Annotated in this window: 19 protein-coding genes; 14 read left to right on the top strand and 5 right to left on the bottom strand. The window is 64.8% G+C overall.

Annotated elements, in window-relative coordinates; all coding sequences use genetic code 11:
* The first annotated feature begins 42 nt into the window (after positions 1-42).
* Positions 43-1,101 carry a YeiH family protein gene (locus HYH08_RS10325; protein ID WP_220009664.1) on the top strand — a complete coding sequence of 353 codons (1,059 nt, stop codon included), beginning with the start codon at positions 43-45 and terminating at the stop codon, positions 1,099-1,101.
* A gap of 141 nt (positions 1,102-1,242) precedes the next feature.
* Here the strand turns inward: HYH08_RS10325 and HYH08_RS10320 are convergent, their stop codons facing one another.
* The 5 genes from HYH08_RS10320 to HYH08_RS10300 form a co-directional block, all read right to left on the bottom strand.
* Positions 1,243-2,115 (bottom strand): ABC transporter ATP-binding protein, encoded by an 873-nt coding sequence (locus tag HYH08_RS10320; protein ID WP_220009663.1) that lies wholly within the window; start codon positions 2,113-2,115, stop codon positions 1,243-1,245.
* Complete coding sequence (locus tag HYH08_RS10315) at positions 2,112-3,017, bottom strand: ABC transporter permease (RefSeq protein ID WP_220009662.1); 906 nt, start codon at positions 3,015-3,017, stop codon at positions 2,112-2,114. Before HYH08_RS10315 ends, HYH08_RS10320 begins: the two co-directional genes overlap by 4 nt.
* Positions 3,014-4,426, bottom strand: a complete 1,413-nt coding sequence (locus HYH08_RS10310) for an ABC transporter substrate-binding protein (protein ID WP_220009661.1) — start codon at positions 4,424-4,426, stop codon at positions 3,014-3,016. Before HYH08_RS10310 ends, HYH08_RS10315 begins: the two co-directional genes overlap by 4 nt.
* Positions 4,427-4,606: 180 nt before the next feature.
* The gene (locus tag HYH08_RS10305) at positions 4,607-5,383 is read right to left on the bottom strand and encodes a Crp/Fnr family transcriptional regulator (protein ID WP_220009660.1); all 777 of its coding nucleotides are present in this window, start codon (positions 5,381-5,383) and stop codon (positions 4,607-4,609) included.
* A gap of 178 nt (positions 5,384-5,561) precedes the next feature.
* Positions 5,562-5,879, bottom strand: coding sequence for a gamma-butyrobetaine hydroxylase-like domain-containing protein (locus tag HYH08_RS10300; RefSeq protein WP_220009659.1), 318 nt, complete (start codon positions 5,877-5,879; stop codon positions 5,562-5,564).
* 195 nt (positions 5,880-6,074) lie between these two features.
* On the opposite strand from HYH08_RS10300, the gene HYH08_RS10295 reads away from it, so the two are divergent.
* The 13 genes from HYH08_RS10295 to HYH08_RS10235 all read left to right on the top strand — a co-directional run bounded on the left by HYH08_RS10295 (position 6,075) and on the right by HYH08_RS10235 (position 19,987).
* Positions 6,075-6,848: a ferredoxin--NADP reductase gene (locus tag HYH08_RS10295; RefSeq protein ID WP_220009658.1), complete on the top strand. Its 774-nt coding sequence runs from the start codon at positions 6,075-6,077 to the stop codon at positions 6,846-6,848.
* Between the two features lie 101 nt (positions 6,849-6,949).
* Positions 6,950-8,692, top strand: coding sequence for a fumarate reductase/succinate dehydrogenase flavoprotein subunit (locus HYH08_RS10290; RefSeq protein ID WP_220009657.1), 1,743 nt, complete (start codon positions 6,950-6,952; stop codon positions 8,690-8,692).
* A gap of 31 nt (positions 8,693-8,723) precedes the next feature.
* Positions 8,724-8,957, top strand: coding sequence for a 4Fe-4S dicluster domain-containing protein (locus HYH08_RS10285; protein WP_007593252.1), 234 nt, complete (start codon positions 8,724-8,726; stop codon positions 8,955-8,957).
* A gap of 2 nt (positions 8,958-8,959) precedes the next feature.
* A complete protein-coding gene (locus HYH08_RS10280; RefSeq protein WP_220009656.1) occupies positions 8,960-9,937 on the top strand; it encodes a HEAT repeat domain-containing protein in 978 nt (325 codons plus the stop codon).
* Between the two features lie 80 nt (positions 9,938-10,017).
* Complete coding sequence (locus tag HYH08_RS10275) at positions 10,018-11,190, top strand: fumarylacetoacetate hydrolase family protein (RefSeq protein WP_220009655.1); 1,173 nt, start codon at positions 10,018-10,020, stop codon at positions 11,188-11,190.
* Between the two features lie 548 nt (positions 11,191-11,738).
* A complete protein-coding gene (gene ytfQ / locus HYH08_RS10270; RefSeq protein ID WP_220009654.1) occupies positions 11,739-12,710 on the top strand; it encodes a galactofuranose ABC transporter, galactofuranose-binding protein YtfQ in 972 nt (323 codons plus the stop codon).
* A 113-nt stretch (positions 12,711-12,823) separates the two neighbouring features.
* Complete coding sequence (locus tag HYH08_RS10265; RefSeq protein WP_220009653.1) at positions 12,824-14,368, top strand: sugar ABC transporter ATP-binding protein; 1,545 nt, start codon at positions 12,824-12,826, stop codon at positions 14,366-14,368.
* Complete coding sequence (locus tag HYH08_RS10260; RefSeq protein WP_220009652.1) at positions 14,365-15,357, top strand: ABC transporter permease; 993 nt, start codon at positions 14,365-14,367, stop codon at positions 15,355-15,357. Before HYH08_RS10265 ends, HYH08_RS10260 begins: the two co-directional genes overlap by 4 nt.
* Positions 15,354-16,334 carry a galactofuranose ABC transporter, permease protein YjfF gene (yjfF, locus tag HYH08_RS10255; RefSeq protein ID WP_220009651.1) on the top strand — a complete coding sequence of 327 codons (981 nt, stop codon included), beginning with the start codon at positions 15,354-15,356 and terminating at the stop codon, positions 16,332-16,334. The genes HYH08_RS10260 and yjfF overlap by 4 nt, the downstream gene beginning before the upstream one ends.
* Positions 16,331-17,107: a FadR/GntR family transcriptional regulator gene (locus HYH08_RS10250; protein WP_220009650.1), complete on the top strand. Its 777-nt coding sequence runs from the start codon at positions 16,331-16,333 to the stop codon at positions 17,105-17,107. The genes yjfF and HYH08_RS10250 overlap by 4 nt, the downstream gene beginning before the upstream one ends.
* On the top strand, positions 17,104-18,030 hold the full coding sequence (locus HYH08_RS10245) for a Gfo/Idh/MocA family protein (RefSeq protein ID WP_220009649.1): 927 nt from the start codon (positions 17,104-17,106) through the stop codon (positions 18,028-18,030). Before HYH08_RS10250 ends, HYH08_RS10245 begins: the two co-directional genes overlap by 4 nt.
* A 2-nt stretch (positions 18,031-18,032) precedes the next feature.
* Positions 18,033-19,109, top strand: coding sequence for an aldose epimerase family protein (locus HYH08_RS10240; protein ID WP_220009648.1), 1,077 nt, complete (start codon positions 18,033-18,035; stop codon positions 19,107-19,109).
* Entirely contained in the window at positions 19,106-19,987 is an 882-nt protein-coding gene (locus tag HYH08_RS10235; protein ID WP_220009647.1) for an SMP-30/gluconolactonase/LRE family protein, read from the top strand. The genes HYH08_RS10240 and HYH08_RS10235 overlap by 4 nt, the downstream gene beginning before the upstream one ends.
* Positions 19,988-20,054: the final 67 nt, after the last annotated feature.

The raw sequence follows: 20,054 nt of genomic DNA, 5'->3' as shown, positions 1-20,054 counted from the left end.
GGACATCGCTGCGTATAAATCTTTCTCCTCTGGGAGAGATTTGTGTCGCAGAATCAAGCATCCAGCCCGGCCGGCGCCAAGCCGACCACGGCCGTTAGCCGCGTCTTCGCGCTGATTCCCGGCATTGTCCTCTGCATCGCCGTCGCCGGCGTCTCGGCCCTGCTCGAGCACCTGGAGCTCGGCGTTTTCGAGCACCCCTATGTCGAGGCGCTGGTCATGGCCATCCTGCTCGGGATGGCGCTGCGCAGCTTCTGGAAACCCGCGCCGCGCTGGCAGGCCGGCATCGCCTTCAGCGCCAAGCAGCTGCTCGAAGTCGCGGTGATGCTGCTGGGGGCCTCGATCAGCTTTGCCGCCATCGCCGCCTCGGGCATTGCACTGCTGGCCTCGATCGCCGCAATCGTCGTGGTCGCGCTCACCGCCAGCTTCGGCCTCAGCCGCCTGCTCGGGCTCTCGACGCGCCTCTCGATCCTGATCGCCTGCGGCAATTCCATCTGCGGCAATTCCGCGATCGCGGCGGTGGCGCCGATCATCGGCGCAAGCAGCGACGAGATCGCATCCTCGATCTCCTTCACCGCGATTTTGGGCGTGATGATGGTGCTCGGCCTGCCGCTGCTGATCCCGCTGCTGCAACTGTCCGCCACGCAATACGGCATCCTCGCCGGCCTCACCGTCTATGCGGTGCCGCAGGTGCTCGCGGCGACGGTGCCGGCGGGCCTGATCTCGACGCAGATCGGCACGCTGGTGAAACTGATGCGCGTCCTGATGCTCGGGCCCGTCGTCGTCGGCCTCTCGCTGATCGCCTCGCGCTGGCAGACTGGCGCCAAGAAAACCAATGTAGGCTTCTTCCGCCTGGTCCCCTGGTTCATCCTCGGCTTCCTCGCGCTGGCGACGCTGCGCTCGCTGGAGGTCGTGCCCGGCACGGTGGTTGGACCCGTGACGAAGATCACCAGCTTTCTGACGGTGGTGTCGATGGCCGCGCTCGGGTTGGGCGTCGACGTGAAGGTGCTGGCGAACGTCGGCGGCCGCGTGACGGCGGCGGTGACACTGTCGCTGTTGCTGCTGCTCGGCATCAGCATCGCGCTGGTGCACTGGTTCAAGTAAGGGACGCGAAGCTCCCGTAGGGTGGGCAAAGCGAAGCGTGCCCACGCATTCTCGCGATATAGAGACAGGTGGTGGGCACGGCGCAAGGGCGCCTCTACCCGCCCTATGAGACCGTCTCCGCGGCAGGCAGCTTGAACTAGATCAGATCACGTCCGCCAGCGAATGCCCGTGCAGCTCGATGTTGAGCCCCTGCATGCCCATGTCGTTGATCTCGCCGCCCATCGCCTTCAGGCTCTCCTCGCGGATCAGCGACATCAGCCCGCGGCGCAGCGCCAGGAACTCCGACGACATCATCATCGATTGCTGCCGCGGCCGCTCCAGCGGGATCGGGATCTCCGCCTTGATCGAGCCGGGACGGGCGGTCATGCAGTAGACGCGGTCGGACAGGAAGATCGCTTCATCAATGTCGTGGGTGACGAACAGCACCGAAATTTTCAGCCGCTGCCACATGTTGGTGAGGATCTGCTGCATGATGACGCGGGTCTGGGCGTCGAGCGCACCGAACGGCTCGTCGAGCAGCAGCACTTTTGGCCCCGTCGCGAGCGCGCGGACGATGCCGACGCGCTGCTTCATGCCGCCGGAGAGCTTTTCGGGATAATGCTTCTCGAACGCCTCGAGCCCGGCAAGCCCGAGCAGCGTGCGCGCGGCGCTTTCGCGCTGCGAGCGCGGCATGCCGCGCATCTTCAGACCGAACTCGACATTCTCGCGCACGGTCTTCCAGGGAAACAGCGAATATTGCTGGAACACCATGCCGCGCTCGGCACTGGGGCCGTTGACGCGCTCGCCATCGACCGTGACCACGCCCGTGGTGGGCTTGAGGAAGCCGGCGACGGCGTTCAGCAGTGTCGACTTTCCGCAGCCCGAGGGACCGACGATCGAGACGAACTCGCCGGGCTTTACATGGATCTGCGTGTCGGTGACAGCTTGGACCGGCCCTTCGATGCTGTCATAGCTGAGCGAGAAGTTCCTGACCTCGATATGGCCCTTGGGCTCGCTCGCCAGAATCGCGCTCATCTCATCGACCTCCACGGCATTACCAACCCACCCGCGCCGCGGATCAGCAGGCTCGATCCGAGACCAAGGACGCCGATCGCAATCATGCCGAGCGCGATGTCGGCATACTGGACCAGCGAATAGGCTTCCCAGGTGAAGTAGCCGATGCCGTACTGGCCCGAGATCATCTCTGCGGCGATCAGCGAGACCCAGGCGACGCCCATGCCCACCGTAAGGCCGGTGAAGATGTGCGGCAGCGAGGCCGGGAAATAGACCTCCCGGAAGATCGAGCGCTCGCGTGCGCCGAGACACTGCGCGGCGCGCACCAGCACGGGATCGACCAGCGACATGCCGTGCAGCGTGTTGACCAGGATCGGGAAGAACGAGCCGAGGAAGGTGATGAAGACGATGCTCTGTTCGTTGGTGGGCCACAGCATGATCGCCATCGGCACCCAGGCGATCGCGGGGATCGGCCGCAGCACTTCGGCCACGGGGAAGATGATCTCGTGCACCAGCTTGAAGCGGCCCATGATCAGCCCGAGCGGCACGCCGACGATGGCGGCCAGCGAGAAGCCGATGAAGATGCGCCGGCAGCTCAAGAGGACGTGCATGAAAAATTTGGGATCGTGGATTGCCTTGGTGAAGCTGGCATAGACGGCGAGTGGCGAGGGCACGTTGGTGAAGCGCACGAAGAACACGACGCGATAGGTCGTGAGCAGGTGCCAGACCAGCAGGAAGGCGAGCAGCGAGACGATGCCGATCGCGGTGGCGCGCAAGGGCCCGCGATTGAGCTTGTACCAGCGCAGCGCGAGCGTGCCGAAGGAGGGCGGTGTTGCAGGCGGGGTGACGGCGGGCACGGGGGCCGCCTCTGCGATGGCCGGCATGCTGTCCTCGGGATGTCTGACGAGGGCGGGGCTGCTCACGTCTTGCCTCCGACCGCCGCCTTCACCGCGTCGTCGAAGCCGAACACCTTGCCGCTGATCTTGGCGGCATAGGCTTCGGCGTCCTTCTTGAGCAGGAAAGGGGCGACCTCACCATTGCCGACCGCGAAGAAGGCCTGGTCGGCGAACAGCTTGATGCCGCGCGTGGTGTCGAAGACGTAGGCGACGTTGATCTTCTTGCCCTTGGCCTTGAAATCGGCATAGGCGCCGAGGGTGCAGGCGGCCGACGAGAACGGCATGATGCCGGCATTGTCGACCCAGACCTCGCCGGCCTTGCGGGGATCGGCGATCGGCTTCTTGCAGAAGGAATCTTCGCCTGTGATCTCGTAATTCCTAGTGCTCGCGAGCTGCGCGTCATAATCGAGCTTCATCTCGGCATAGGCCTTGCGGAGATAACTGTCGTCGACCCACTTCTTGGGATCGAACTCCTTCATGCGGCCGAGATTTTGCAACACCTTGACGTCGGTCGCGGCCGCATCGATCAGCGCGGGCTTGATCGTGGGATCGGTGGTCATGTTGCCGCCGGGGCCGAGGAAGATGTAGACCACTTCCTTGTTGATGCCGGTCCATTCCTGGATCTTCTCGGCGGCAAGCTTGGGATCGTCGCGCAGCCACTGGTTGGCGGCGATCAGCGCCTTGAAATAGGCAACGATGACTTCAGGATATTTCTCTGCGAAGTCGGTGCGGACGACGATGCCGTGGAAGGTCGGCAGGTTGGTCTCGACGCCATCGAAGATCTTTCGCGCAAAGCCGCGGAACGGCAGCAGCTCGGCGAAGGGGACGAAGTCGGCATGTGCGTCGATCTTCTTTTCCTGCAGGTTGGTCGAGCCGACCTCCGGGCTCTGGCTGACGAGCTGGAAGAAATCGGCCGCATAGCCGCGGTCCTGCATTGCCTTCAGCACCATGCCGTGCGCGGCGGAGCCGAAGGGGACGCTGACCAGCTTGCCCTTGAGATCGGCGAGGTCGTAATAGGGCGAGTCCTTGTGGACGACGAGGCCGTTGCCCGAGCCGGACAGGCTGTAGGCGGCGATGCCGATCAGCCGGCTCTTGCTCTCCGGATTGCTGTCGAAGGTGAAGCCGTTCACGATCAGCGGATAGTCGCCCATCATGCCGATCTGCAGCTTGTTCGCCATCATCGCATTGGTGACGGGCGGGCCGGACGTAAAGTTCTGCCACTCCATCTCGAACTTGATATTGGCGTATTTGCCGTCCTTCGGCAGGTATTTTTCGAGGAGCTTGAGCTGGCGGATGACGACGCCGGCGGTCACCGTGTTGGTCGTGGTGTCCTGCGTTCCGATGCCGAGCGTGACGGTTTCCGCCGAGGCCGGCTGCGCGATGAGAAGCGATGTCAGGGACATCGCGATCGAGAGCGTGGGAAGATGGCGGACCATTCTCATCCTCATTCGGTTGGATGTGCTGTGGTTGCCATGATTGGTGGAGGGCTTCGGCAGGGCAAATCCGGAATGAGCGCCGCAGTCGATTAGTTGCCGGGAAAAGCTGATTGCATACTCCTTGGGCAGTCCTGCACTATAAAGCCGCTTGCCTGTGCACGGGCCTTACCCGCAACTTTCTTAGTCAGACGCGTGGCCGCGCATCTCCTCCAGCACGTCGGTCCGGCACACCACGATCTGCGACCTCTTGGTGACGACGATTCCCTTCTCCTGCATCCGCTTCAGGCTGATCGTGACCCATTGCCTTGTGGCGCCGACCATGTGGGCGATATCGGCATGGGTGAAGGCCGCCGCAATCACGCGGCCGTCGGCGTCCTCGACGCCGTAGAGCTCGACGAGGTGCAGCAGCAGGTGCGCAAGGCGCTGCGTGATCGAGCGCGTTCCGAGCATTTGCGCCAGCGCCGAATAGCATTTGCCCTTGAAGGTGAGACCTTCGATCAGGCCGATCGCGAGGTTGGGGATCTCTGCGGCAAGGAGGCGCAGTTCCTTTCCGGGAAGGTGCACGACACTGCAATTGCTGGATGCGACACCGGACCATTGGTGCACGGTACCTTCGAACACTTCGGGGCCGCCGACGAAATTGCCGACATGCCAATAGGCCAGCGTGATCTCGCGTCCCTGCGGCGAGGTGTAGAACACGCGGATGCGGCCGCTCTCGATCAGCCAGATGCCGTCATGCTTGCCGCCCTGGCTGAACAGTGTCTGGCCGCGATTGAGCACTTTTCGCCGGCCCTGCTTCAGCACCAGCTCGCGCTCGCGCGGTGAGAGCTTGTCCATCAGCGGCGGCGGCCCGCCGATCCATTGCTGGTTCTCGGTCAGCAGCAGCGAAGAACCGCCCGCAGGCCGGACTCCCGGTGGAACAGCCCCGCGCACCACATTGGCCGCCTGCAACATCATCTGCCTCCGGAACGTTCAAATCGTTCTAAAGAGGAGCAATGTCCGTGCCAGATGGGGTGCGAGGTACCTCTGCCGTCATGTCCGGGCTTGTCCCGGGCATCCACGTTCTTGGTGCGGCAGAAAGATCGTGGATGGCCGGGACAAGCCCGGCCATGACGCTGGTTGCGAAATCGAACGCTCAGGACGCAGGGTTGTCCGCGGCAGCCAAACTCAGCAAATACGTCTTCGGATAAATCCCGCGATTGTGCCCATCCGAAAACGAGATGTTCAGCCCATAGCCGAGATCGCCGATCTCGGTGATTGCAATGCCCGGAAACGCGTCCGGAAATCGTCCGTCGAAGCGGGCACGGGTGCAGTGGGCGCATTTGCAGGAGAGGCGGAGCGTTTCGGCGGGCACGCTCAAGGCGTCGTCCTGCGTGGTGCGGACGAGCAGCGCTGCGAGATCGGCGCTTGTCTCGTAATCGGCGACGGTCGGTGCCACCAAAGTCACGGTCATGACGAACCTCCAACTTCGTTCTACGCGCGCGCGAGCACGCGCGAATAGCAACTAATTGCCAGGACCGGCAGGACCGCGTGCCTCCTGTTCGATCACTCCCCGCGAAATGTGAAACTAATCGACCGGGAATTTCACTTCCGAATTGCCGGACTCTGCGCTCTCCGAGAACCTGTGCGCGATCACGCAGGAGAGACCATGAGCGCATTTCAGAAGGAAACGGTTTTGTCGGTGCGGCATTGGACCGACAGCCTGTTCAGCTTCACCGCGACGCGCGATCCCGGCTTCCGCTTCCAGAACGGCCAGTTCGCGATGATCGGCCTGGAAGTGGAAGGTAAGCCGTTGATGCGGGCCTACAGCATGGCCAGCGCCAATCACGAGGAGGCGCTCGAATTCTTCTCGATCAAGGTGCAGGACGGCCCGCTGACCTCGCGTCTGCAGAAGATCCGGGAAGGCGACATCATCCTGGTCGGCCGCAAGGCGACGGGGACGCTGATCACCGGCAATCTCGTTCCGGGAAAACGCCTGCTGCTGCTCTCAACCGGCACCGGCCTTGCGCCCTTCGCCAGCCTGATCAAGGACCCTGACGTCTACGAGAATTACGAGACTATCGTGCTCGCCCATGGCTGTCGTCAGGTTTCGGAACTCGCCTATGGCGAGCATCTCGTCGAAGGCCTGCGCAGCCACGAATTCTTCGGCCCGCTGATCCTCGACAAGCTCGTTTACTATCCGACCGTGACCCGCGAGCCGTTCCGTAATCGCGGCCGCATCACCGATCTGATCGCCTCCAACCAGCTGTTCGACGACATCGGGCAGTCCGGCCTCGACATCGAGACCGACCGCATCATGCTGTGCGGCAGCCCGGCGATGCTCGAGGAGCTTCCCGCGATGTTTTCCGCACGCGGCCTTGTCGAGGGCAACCACAGCCAGCCCGGCCATTTCGTCATCGAGAAGGCTTTCGTCGAGCGCTGAGGCAAATCGGGCCGGGGCGACAACTAATTGCTATCGCCGGGACGGCCACCTGAACAAATCTGATGCAAAGGCGCCGGGGACCGGCGAACCAGGAGCAAGCGATGGCACTAGATCAGATCGTCGACGGACTTTCGGAGGTTTCCTGCGATGTGCTGGTGATCGGCGGCGGCACGGCCGGCCCGATGGCGGCGCTGAAGGCGAAGCTGAAGAACCCGAAGGCCAATGTCGTTCTGCTCGAAAAGGCCAACGTCAAGCGCTCCGGCGCGATTTCGATGGGCATGGACGGGCTCAACAACGCCGTCATCCCCGGCTATGCGACGCCGGAGCAGTACACCAAGGAAATCACCATTGCGAACGACGGCATCGTCGACCAGAAGGCGGTCTATAAATACGCCCAGAACTGCTACAAGATCATCGAGGAGCTCGACAGCTTCGGCATCCGCTTCCTGAAGAACGAGAACGGCGACTATGCCGTCAAGAAGGTGCACCACATCGGCACTTACGTTCTGCCGATGCCGAACGGCGAGACCGTGAAAAAGGCGCTGTACCGCCAGCTCCGCCGCGCCCGCATCCTGATCTCGAACCGCTATATGGCGACGCGACTGCTCAAATCATCGGACGGCCGCATCGCGGGCGCGATCAGCGTCAACACGCGCACTGCCGAGATCCTGGTGATCAAGGCCAAGGCCGTCATCCTCTGCATGGGTGCCGCCGGCCGTCTGGGCTTGCCGACCTCCGGTTACATGTTCGGCACCTACGAGAACGCCGCCAATTCCGGCGACGGTTACGCCATGGCCTATCACGCCGGCGCCGCCCTCGCGAACCTCGAATGCTATCAGATCAATCCGCTGATCAAGGACTATAATGGCCCGGCCTGCGCCTATGTTGCAGGTCCCTTCGGCGCCTTCACGGCCAACAACGAAGGCTCGCGCTTCATCGAATGCGACTACTGGTCCGGCCAGATGATGCTGGAATTCTATAACGAATTGCTGTCCGGCAAGGGCCCGGTGTTCCTCCAGCTCAAGCATCTCCATCCCGACACCATCTCGGAGATCGAGTCCACCCTGCACAAGGTCGAGCGTCCCACGCGCGGCCTGTTCCAGCAGGGGCGCGGCGTCGACTACCGCAACGAGTCGATCGAGATGCACATCTCCGAGATCGGCTTCTGCTCCGGCCACAGCGCTTCCGGCGTGTTCGTCGACGACAATGCCCGCACTACCGTGCCCGGCCTCTACGCCGCCGGCGACATGGCGAGCGTGCCGCATAATTACATGCTGGGCGCCTTCACCAACGGCTCGGTCGCCGGCATCGATGCGATGGAGTTCGCCGACAATCACGACTTTGCGGAATTCGACGCGGCCGATGTCGCGACGGAACGCGACCGCGTGCTGGCGCCGACCAGGCGCGAGGACGGCATTCCACCGAACCAGGTCGAGTACAAGACCCGCCGTCTCGTCAACGATTATCTTCAGCCGCCAAAGGTCACGCGCAAATACGAGCTCGGCATGCGCCGGCTCGCCGAGACGCGGCAGGACATGCAGGAGCACATGATCGCGCGCAACGCGCACGAGCTGCTGCGTGCGCTCGAAGTGCAGTCGATCATGGACTGTGCCGACATGGCCGTGCATGCCTCGCTCTACCGCGAGGAGAGCCGCTGGGGCCTCTATCACTGGCGCACGGATTTCCCGGAGAAGGACAACGAGAACTGGTTCTGCCACACGCTGCTGTCCAAGCAGAACGGCAAAATGACCAGCGAGAAGCGCGCGGTCGAGCCCTACGTCGTCCCGATCGCCGACGACGAGAAGGATCTCTACGACAAGCAGCGCATCCGCGCGACCGCCTGATCCGCCGCAACAGAACAACAGGAGACATCGCATGCCTCTCGCGTCCTATCAGACTTCGGTTCCGGTGGTCGTCGACGACGCCAAATGCATCGCCGACAAGGGCTGCACCGTCTGCGTCGACGTCTGTCCGCTCGACGTGCTCCGCATCAGCGACATGACCAACAAGGCCTACATGGCCTATGACGAGTGCTGGTACTGCATGCCCTGCGAGGCCGATTGCCCGACTGGCGCCGTCACCGTCAACATTCCCTATCTGTTGAGGTGATCATGTCGAGCCCGTTCGAATCCTACGACGATCTCGAAGATGCCGACGAGCGGCTTCAGGCCGCCGATCCCGCCGAGCGCCGCGTCGCCATCATCGCGCTCGGTCATTCCGGCGATCCCGCGGCGGTCGGCCATCTCGCCAACATGGTTGCCGATCCCGACGCCGGCGTACGCCAGCAGGTCGCGATGGCGCTTGGCGAGTTCGACGGGCCGGAGGCGGCGAGCGCGCTGGTCAAGCTGCTGGTCGATCCCGAGCGGATCGTGGCGGCGGCCGCGGCCGACAGCATGGCCGAGTTCAAGGATCCCGCCTGCGCCGAAATCATCCTGCCGCTGGTCGGGCATGCCCACGCCTTCGTCCGCATGGGCGCGCTGCGTTCACTGAAGGAGCTGCGCTGCAAGGATACGCTGAAGCCGGCGCTGGAGGCACTCCAGGATCCGGATGCCGCCGTGCGCGTGCAGGCGATCGGCGTGATCGGTTTCCTCAAGCTGGAGGAATCCATTCCCGCGCTGACCGCGCTGATCAACGATCCCGACGCTCATGTCCGCCGGGCCGCCGTGAGCGCGCTGGCGTTTTCGCAGATGAAGCCGGCGGCCGAGACGATCACGCGCGCGCTGAAGGATGCCGACTGGATGGTGCGCGAGATGGCGGCGGAGACGCTCGGCCTCAACGTTAACGGCTCGCTCGCCGCCGACCAGCTTGTCGGCGCGCTTACGGACGAATTCTGGCAGGTGCGGCTGAAGGCGATCCGCAGTCTCGGCAAGATGAAGATCGAACGCGCGGTGCGCCCGATCGGCCATTGCATCAACCACGACCAGGCCAATTTGCGGAAGGAGGCGGCGGCTGCATTGGGCGAGATCGCCCATCCCGACGGCGAGGCGTTCCTGGCCGTCATCGCCGACGATGCCGACCCCGATGTGCGCAAGAATGCGCGCTGGGCGCTCCAGCAGATCGCAGCCCGCAAGGCGCGCGCAGGGGCATAGCAGAGGGGCATCCTGCCGCTCTGGACTTCCAGAGCCAGACGTTTATTGGTCTTCGCCAAGAAACAGCGAGGACGCCGACCATGACGACACTGTCCGTTAAAGACCTTCTCCCCGTGGACGGAACCAAGGGGACGCTGGTCGGCCGCGTCTGGCTGCCGCAGGCGAGCGGTCCGGCCGTCGCCGCCGTGCGCGCCGATGGTGTGTTCGACGTCACTGCAACATTCCCGACCGTCAGCGCGCTCTGTGAAGAGGACAATCCGGCCAAGGCGCTTGCCGCGGTCAAGGGCGAGCGCATCGGCGATCTCGACGCGATCGTCGCCAACACGGCTCCCGATACACGCGACCCGAAGAAGCCGTGGCTGCTCGCGCCGGTCGACCTCCAGACCCTGAAGGCCGCCGGCGTCACCTTCGCGATCTCGATGCTGGAGCGCGTGATCGAGGAGCGGGCCAAGGGCAATCCGGCCTCGGCCGAAGCGATCCGCAAAGAGGTCACGCGGCTGATCGGCGACGATTTGTCAAAACTCAAGCCGGGTTCGGACCAGGCGATGCACCTGAAGCAGGTGCTGATCGATCAGAACGCCTGGAGCCAGTATCTCGAAGTCGGTATCGGCCCGGACGCCGAGGTCTTCACCAAGGCCCCGACCATGTCCTCGGTGGGTACCGGCATGGATGCCGGCCTGCATCCGAAATCGACCTGGAATAACCCGGAGCCGGAGCTCGTGCTGTTCGTCTCGAGCCGCGGCAAGATCGTCGGCGGTGCGCTCGGCAACGACGTGAACCTGCGCGACTTCGAGGGCCGCTCGGCGCTGCTGCTGTCGAAGGCCAAGGACAACAACGCCTCGTGCGCGATCGGCCCGTTGCTCCGCCTGTTCGACGATAGCTTCACACTCGATGACGCGCGAAAACTCGACATCAGCCTGAATGTGACCGGCACGGACGGTTTTGTCCTCGACGGCCATTCCTCGATCAGCAAGATCAGCCGCGATCCGACCGACCTCGTCGCGCAGACCATCGGCAAGGTGCATCAATACCCCGATGGTTTTGTCCTCTTCCTCGGCACGATGTTCGCGCCGGTGAAGGATCGCGACGCGCCGGGCCAGGGTTTTACGCATAAGCGCGACGACATCGTCACTATCTCGGCGCCCCAGCTCGGCAAGCTCGTCAACCGCATGCGCACCAGCGACGAGTGCGAGCCGTGGACCTTCGGCATCGGCGCGCTGATGAAGAACCTCGCGCAGCGGAAGCTGATCTAGCGCTGGCTTCTTCGCCTCTCCCCGTGTGCAGGGAGAGGCCGGAATGTGCGAAGCACATTCCGGGTGAGGGGGGACACACCGCGAGTCGGTCTGCTCGACCGACGGACAACTCCCTCCATACCGTCATTGCGATTGAGCCGCGAGCACTTATCTCACCCCGTCACCCTGAGGTGCTCGCCTCTTCGGCGAGCCTCGACGGGCGACGGCCCGGCTGCATCGGGGCCGCTCATCCTTCGAGGCTCCCGGCGCGATGCTTTTGCATCGCGCCACTCGCACCTCAGGATGACGGTCACTGTTCTCGACTTCCGGCCTCCAAATTTTCCATCATCTCCTCGTTGCATCTTCGGAACAAAATCGCGCTTGGCGTGTCATAGAACCGCTCAACCTACAAACCAGCGGCTCCCCACAAATAGTCAAATAATATGACTAGTCGGAACCGATCTTCCGTGAAATAGTGCCCGTCGCCGCCCGGAAAGGGCGTCTGCGGGTGCCATGCTACCGACCGGCGCCCGAGATAAACACAAGATCACTCTTGGGAGACACGCCTGATGACCCCTAAAGCTAAAGCCCTCCTTGCGGCCAGCGCCACGGCTGCGTTGCTGCTTGCGCTGCCGGCCAAGGCCGCCGAGCTCACCATCGGCTTCTCGCAGATCGGATCGGAATCCGGCTGGCGCGCGGCCGAGACCTCGGTCTCGAAGCAGGAGGCCGCCAAGCGCAAGGTCAATCTCAAGATCGCCGATGCGCAGCAGAAGCAGGAGAACCAGATCAAGGCGATCCGCTCCTTCATCGCGCAGAACGTCGATGCGATCTTCCTCGCGCCCGTCGTCTCGACCGGTTGGGACGCCGTGCTGAAGGAAGCCAAGGAAGCCAAGATCCCGGTCGTGCTGCTCGACCGCGACATCGATCCGTCGGGCAAGGACCTCTATCTCACCGCCGTCACCTCGGACAGCGTGCACGAAGGCGCGGTCGCCGGCGACTGGCTGGCCAAGACCGTTGGCGACAAGACCTGCAACATCGTCGAATTGCAGGGCACCGTCGGCGCCAGCGTTGCCGCCAACCGCAAGAAGGGTTTTGACACCGCGATTGCCAAGCATGCCAATCTAAAGGTGGTACGCAGCCAGACCGGCGACTTCACCCGCGCCAAGGGCAAGGAAGTCATGGAGAGCTTCATCAAGGCCGAAGGCGGCGGCAAGAATATCTGCGCCGTCTACGCGCACAACGACGACATGATGGTCGGCGCCATCCAGGCGATGAAGGAGGCCGGTCTCAAGCCGGGCAAGGACATCCTCACCGTCTCGATCGACGCGGTCCCCGACATCTTCAAGGCGATGGTCGCGGGCGAGGCCAATGCGACGGTCGAGCTGACGCCGAACATGGCGGGCCCGGCCTTCGATGTCGTCGCGGCGTTCAAGGAGAAGGGCACCGTGCCGCCGAAATGGATCCAGACCGAATCCAGGCTGCTCACCGCCGCCGACAATCCGCAGAAGGAATACGACAGCAAGAAGGGCCTCGGCTACTGAGGCGGTAAGCGCCGCTGCGATAAATCATCCGGCGGCGCGCTTCGAATCCGCCGTGCGACCGAATAGGCTGGGTGTCCGCATCACAAGCGGGCACCGGTGGGAGTAAATTTGCCATGGGGAACGGCCTTGATCCTGCTTCGCCGCTATTGGAGGTGCGCGGGATCAGCAAGAGCTTCGGTGCGGTGCGCGCGTTGCAGGACGTCGACTTCACGCTGCGCGCCGGCGAGATTCATGCACTGCTCGGCGAGAATGGCGCCGGCAAATCCACGCTGATCAAGGTCGTCACCGGGGTCTTCCCGCGCGATGCCGGCATCGTCAGGCTCGGCGGCGAGGACGTCGCGCCGCGCTCGGCCAAGGCCGCGCTTTCGGCCGGCATCGCGACGGTCTACCAGGAAGTCAATCTGCTGCCGAACCTCTCGGTGGCGCAGAACCTGTTTCTCGACCGCCAGCCGATGCGGTTCGGCATCGTGCGCGAAGGCGAGATGCGCCGCCGCGCCAAGGCGCTGCTCGCGGATTTCGGCCTCGACATCGACGTCGCAGCTCCTCTTGGCGATTATTCGGTGGCCATCCAGCATGTCACTGCCATCGCCCGCGCCGTCGATCTTTCCGCGCGCGTGCTGATCCTGGACGAGCCGACCGCGAGCCTCGACCGCCACGAGGTCGAGATCCTCTTCCGCATCATGCGCCAGCTCGCGAAGCGCGGCATCGGCATTGTCTTCGTCAGCCATTTCCTCGACCAGGTCTACGAGATCTCCGACCGCATCACGGTGCTGCGCAACGGCCGCCTGGTCGGCGAGCGCGAGATCGCCTCGCTGCCGCGGATCGAACTGATCCGGATGATGCTCGGCCGCGAGCTGGCGGAAACCACCAGCGCACGGGCGGCGGCGAGCGAACGACCGCCGCGCGAGGTCTGCGCGAGCTTCGAGAACTACGGCAAGGCCAGCTATGTCGCCCCGTTCAATCTCGAACTGCGTCACGGCGAGGTCGTGGGCCTCGCCGGGCTGCTCGGCTCGGGCCGCACCGAGACGGCGCGGCTGGTGTTCGGCGCCGAGCGGGCCGATCGCGGGCAAGCGAAGGTGGAGGGCGCAGCCGTGCGGCTGCAGTCGCCGCGCGACGGCGTGCGGCACGGCTTCGGCTATTGCCCGGAGGAGCGCAAGACCGACGGCATCGTCGCCGAGCTGACCGTGCGCGAGAACATCGTGCTCGCGCTCCAGGCCAAACGCGGCCTGCATCGTCCGTTGTCGCGCCGCGAGCAGGACGAGATCGGGCGCCGCTACATCAGGATGCTCGACATTCGCCCGCCCGATCCCGAGCGCCCGGTGGGCCTGCTCTCCGGCGGCAACCAGCAAAAGGTGCTGCTCGCGCGCTGGCTCGCGACCTCGCCGCGGCTCCTCGTTCTGGATGAACCCACCCGCGGCATCGATGTCGGCGCGCATGCCGAGATCATCCGCCTGATCCGCGAGCTCTGCGACGACGGGCTTTCTCTGCTCGTGATCTCCTCCGAGCTCGACGAGATCGTGACCTATTCCGATCGCGTCGTGGTGCTGCGCGACCGCGCCCATGTCGAGGAGCTCGCGGGCGAGGCGATCGACGTCGGCAACATTCTCGCCGCCATTGCCGCCGATAGCGTCGCTGTTGCGCTCGAGGCCCACACATGACCGCGCTGTTGCCGCGCCGCGGCCTTGCCCAGATCCTGGCGCTGATCGTCATCCTCGCGGTCGATCGCGTGGTATCGCCGCAATTCTTCGATCTCCGTCTCCAGGACGGCCGGCTGTTCGGCAGCCTGATCGACGTGCTCAATCGCGGCACCCCGGTGGCGCTGCTCTCGCTCGGCATGGTGCTGGTGATCGCGACGCGTGGCATCGATTTGTCGGTCGGCGCGGTCATGGCCATCTGCGGCGCGATCGCGGCGAGCCTCGCCGACAGCCATGGCTTGCCTGTGGTGCTGGCCGCTGCGCTCGGCGCCGGCCTCGTCTGCGGACTGTGGAACGGCTTTCTCGTCGCCGTGCTCGGCATGCAGCCCATCGTGGCCACGTTGATCCTGATGGTCGCCGGGCGCGGCATCGCCCAGCTCATCACCGAGGGCCGGATCGTGACGTTCTCATCGCCCGACCTCGTCTGGCTCGGCAATGGCTCGGTGCTCGGCCTGCCGGTGCCGGTGGTGATTGCTTTGGGCATGCTGATCCTCACCGGCGCGGTGGTGCGCGGCTCCGCGCTCGGGCTCCTGATCGAGGCGACCGGCGGTAATGCGCGGGCAAGCGAGCTCGCCGGCGTCGGCACCCGCGCGATGATTTTGGCGGTCTATGTCTGGTGCGGCGTCTGCGCCGCGCTCGCAGGCGTGATCGCGGCCGCCGACATCATGGGCGCGGATGCCAACAATGCCGGCCTATGGCTCGAGCTCGACGCGATCCTCGCCGTCGTGATCGGCGGCACTTCGCTGTTCGGCGGGCGTTTCAGCCTCGTGCTTGCGGTGCTGGGTGCGCTGATCATCCAGACCATGAACACCGGCATTTTGCTGTCCGGCTATCCGCCGGAGTTCAACCTGCTGGTCAAGGCGGTGGTCGTGCTGGCGGTGCTGCTGCTGCAATCGCCGAAGCTGTCGGGCTTTGCCGGTGTCATGGCGCGGCTGCGGGGGACGAAACCATGAAAGGCCTGCCGCCCGTCCTGATCACGGCGATCGTGCTCGTCCTGGGCTTCGCGGCCTGTGCCGTGCAGTTCCCCAACATCGCCTCCACCCGCGTGGTCGGCAATCTCCTCACCGACAACGCCTTCCTCGGCATCGTCGCGGTCGGCATGACCTTCGTCATCATCTCCGGCGGCATCGATCTGTCCGTCGGCTCGGTGATCGGCTTCACCACCGTCTTCGTCGCGCTCGTCATCGAGCGCTGGGGCGTGCCGCCGCTGGCTGCCTTCCTCGCCATCCTCGTGCTCTCCGCAGCCTTCGGCGCGGCGATGGGCGCTGTCATCCACGTCTTCGACCTGCCGCCCTTCATCGTGACGCTGGCCGGCATGTTCCTGGCGCGCGGCGCGAGCTTCCTGCTCTCGACGGAATCTGTGCCGATCACCGCGCCGATTTACTCAACCGTCTCCGACTTCGCGTTGCGCATGCCCGGCGGCGGACGGCTGACGGCGATCGCGATCATCATGCTCGTCATCGTCATCGGCGGGGCCTTGCTGTTGCATCTCACCCGGTTCGGCGCCAACGTCTATGCGCTCGGCGGCAGCCGCACCACGGCAAGCCTGATGGGCGTCGCCGTCGGCAAGATGACGATCAAGATCTACATGCTGTCGAGCCTGCTCGCGGGGATCGCCGGCATCGTGTTCTCGTTCTACACCAGCGCCGGTTATTCGCTCTCCGCCGTCGGCGTCGAGCTCGACAGCATTGCCGCCGTCGTGATCGGCGGCACGCTGCTCACCGGCGGGCAAGGCTCGGTGATCGGCACCTTCCTCGGCGTGCTGATCCAGGGCATGATCCAGACCTACATCAATTTCGACGGCACGCTGTCGAGCTGGTGGACCAAGATCGCGACCGGCGTGCTGCTGTTCGCCTTCATCGCACTTCAGCAGGGACTGGTCGCGCTGGCGCGCCGGCCGGTGACGAAAAGCGCGGGAGTCGCATCATGACCTCGCGGATCGTCGTCATTCCGACCCGGCGGGCCCATTCAAACCATGCGGAGGTCGCCCGTTCGATCGGCGTCGACATCATCGCCGGCCGCTATGCGGAAGGCACGCGGCTGCCGGGCGATGCCGAGATGATCGCCATGTTCGGCGTGTCGCGGCCGGTGCTGCGCGAGAGTGTGAAGACGCTGGTCGCCAAGGGGCTTCTGAGCACCAAGGCCCGCGTCGGCACCGTCGTGCGCGAGCGCGCCGCCTGGAACATGTTCGACGCGGATGTACTGGCCTGGCATCTCGATGCCGGCATCGACAAGCGCTTCCTCAACGATCTCGCCGAGATCCGTCTCGCGGTAGAGCCGCGCGCGGCCATGCTCGCGGCGGCGCAGCGGTCGGACCAAGACGTCGCCGAGCTTCGCCGCAGCATGGAGCGGCTGCGACGTGAGGCCTCGGACTCGGTCGGTTTTGCCGATGCCGATCTTGCGCTTCACGTTGCGGTAGCACGCGCCTCCGGCAATCTGTTCATGCGCTCGATCGGTCACGTCATCGAGGCCGCGCTACGCGCCTCGTTCCTGCTCAGCGCCCCGGTCGAGCCTGAAGACCGCGATACCGTGCTGCTGTGGCACCAGAAGATCGTCGATGCCATCGCGGAAGGCGATGCGGACGCCGCGTCCGAGGCGATGGTCTATGTCATTCATAACGGCATGCGCCGCCACGAGGGCACGGTGATCGAGACCGCGCCCGCGGATCCGCTGCCGTCTGCCGATACCGGAGAAGAAGCGTGACCGAACTTCGCATCGCCATCGTCGGCTTCGGCAAGATCGCAAGGGATCAGCATGTCGGAGCGATTGCCACCGTGCCGGGCGCAAGGCTCGCGGCCGTCGCCAGCCGCAACGCCTCGCTGCCGGAGCTGCCGCACTTCGCCACCATCGAGGAACTGCTGGAGAAGGGACCGCCGATCGACGGCGTCTCGCTCTGCACCCCGCCGCAGGTGCGGCGCGCCCAGGCCGTCGCGGCGCTCAAAGCCGGCAAGCATGTCATGCTGGAGAAGCCGCCCGGAACCGGCGTTGCCGAGCTGGACCCGCTGATCGCGATGGCGGCGGAGGCTGGGCGTACGCTGTTCGCGACCTGGCATTCGCGCTACGCGCCGGCAGTCGAGCCGGCCCGCGCATGGCTTGCCACGCGCCGGATCAAGTCGGTGCACATCACCTGGAAGGAAGACGTCCGCGTCTGGCATCCGGGGCAGGCCTGGATCTGGGAGCCGGGCGGGCTTGGCGTGTTCGATCCCGGCATCAATGCGCTGTCGATCCTGACCCGCATCCTGCCGGAGCCCGTGTTCGTCACTGCGGCCGAGCTGGCCTTTCCCGCCAATTGCCAGGCGCCAATCGCCGCCAATCTGTCGCTGACTGACATCGGCGGCCTGCCCATCACCGCCGAGTTCGATTTCCGCCAGACCGGGCCGCAGAGCTGGGATATCATCGCGGAAACCGACGAGGGGCAGATGACGTTGTCTCGCGGCGGCCGGATCATGGCGGTCGACGGCAAAATTGTTGCCGAGGCGCCCGATGAGGAATATCGCGAGCTGTATCGGCGCTTCGTCGAGCTCGCCGCAACCGGCGCCAGCGATGTCGACCTGGCACCGTTGCGCCTCGTTGCCGACGCCTTCCTGCTCGGCAAGCGCACTCTGGTCGAACCCTTCGTGGATTGAACATGGCCGGCTCAAAAATAACAAAAGACGTTTTCGGAACGCTGCCGGACGGCCGCAACGTCGATCGCATCGTGCTGCGCGGCGAGGGCGGCTTCGAGGCCCGCATCATCACCCACGGCGCCGTGATCCAGGCGCTCATCGCGCCGGACGCCAAGGGAAACTACGACGATGTCGTGCTCGGCCACGATGCCTTTGCCGGCTATCTCGCCGAACGCAAGTTCTTGGGCGCCACCGTCGGTCGTTACGCCAACCGCATCGCCAGGGGACAGTTCTCGCTCGACGGGCAGGCGTTTCAGCTTCCCGTCAACAACGGTCCGAATGCGCTGCACGGTGGCCTCGACGGTTTCGACCGCAAGCTTTGGGACATTGCCGAGATCGACGACAGTACCGAGCCCGCGGTGACGCTCACTTATACGAGCCCGCATGGCGAGGAGAACTATCCCGGCAAGCTCGACGTGCGCCTGACCTATCGTGTCACCGGCCCGGCCGAGCTGTCGCTGCAGATGGAAGCGCGGACCGACCGGCCGACCATCGTCAACCTCACCAACCACAGCTTCTTCAATCTGGAAGGCGCCACATCAGGCACGCCCATCCTCGACCACAGGCTGACGGTCGCGGCCGAGCATTTCCTCGGGGTCGATCCCACGTCCATTCCGCTGCCGGAGCCGCCGCGCAGCGTCGCCGGCACCCCGTTCGACTTCCGTGATGCCCGGGCGGTCGGGGCGCGGATCCGCGAGAGCCACGAGCAATTGCGCAACGGCAAAGGCTACGACCACACCTATTGCCTCGGCCGCGGTGGCAAGCTTGCGTTCGCCGCGCGGCTGGAGGCGCCGCGCGCGGGGCGCGTGATGGAGCTGTTCACCGATCAGCCCGGCATCCAGGTCTATTCCGGCAACTATCTCGACGGCACCATGTCGGGCAAGGGCGGCAAGCTGATCCGGCAGTCGGACGCGATGTGCCTGGAGCCGCACATCTGGCCCGATGCGCCGAACCGGCCGGATTTCCCGAGCCCGCGCCTCGATCCCGGCAACGTCTATCGGCATCACACCGTCTATCGCTTTGCAACGAGGGCGCCATGACGGAGCAAGTTGCGACGTCCGTTCTTTCGGACCACCCCTGTCATCTCGGAGAAGGGCCGACCTATGATGTGACCACCGATACCGCCTGGTGGTTCGACATTCGTGAGGAACAACTGTTCGAGGCACATCTGGGCAGCGGCAGAATCCGTGTCCACGCACTCGGCCGGATGGCCAGCGCGCTCGGGCGCATCGATGCCGAGCGGCAGTTGATCGTGGCGGAGGATGGTCTTTACATCCGCACACTCGCCGACGGGGCGATGACGTTGCTCTGTCCGCTCGAAGCCGACAATCCTGCGACGCGCTCCAACGATAGCCGCGTGCATCAATCCGGCACGTTCTGGATCGGCACCATGGGCAAGAAGGCCGAGCGCGGGGCAGGAGCGATCTACGCGTTCCACCGCGGCAAGATCTCGACGCTGTTTCCCGGTATCAGCATTCCCAATTCGATCTGCTTCTCGCCTGATGGCGCCATCGGCTATTTCACCGACACCGCGCGCGCGGTGCTCTATGCGGTGCCGCTCAACCCCGCCACCGGCCTGCCGCGCGGCGAGCCGGAGGTGCTGCTGCGTCACAGCGGCGTCGGCGGCCTCGACGGCTCGGTCTGCGATGCAGACGGGAACATCTGGAACGCCTGCTGGGGCGCCAGCCGTATCGATGTCTACTCGCCGCAAGGCGAGCGGCTGCGCTCGCTCGGCGTGCCGGCCAGGCAGGCGAGCTGCCCCGCTTTTGTCGGCCCCGGGCTGTCGCGCCTGCTCGTCACCTCGGCCTGGCAGGATATGGACGCAGCGGCACGCGCCGCCGATCCGCAAGCCGGCTGCACCTTTCTGCTCGAGGCCTCCGCGCGCGGTCGCGCGGAGCCCGACGTCAAGCTCGCATAGGAGATCCCAAGAAGCCCACCGAAGTTCTCGACGACACCAAAAACAGTCTGACACCCAAAGGGAGTGA

This window comes from Bradyrhizobium sp. BR 10289 (assembly GCF_019455385.1).
In the GTDB taxonomy this organism is placed as follows: Bacteria; Pseudomonadota; Alphaproteobacteria; order Rhizobiales; family Xanthobacteraceae; genus Bradyrhizobium.
Note: the sequence above shows the minus strand (reverse complement) of the source record. Positions and strands in the feature narration are given on the sequence as shown.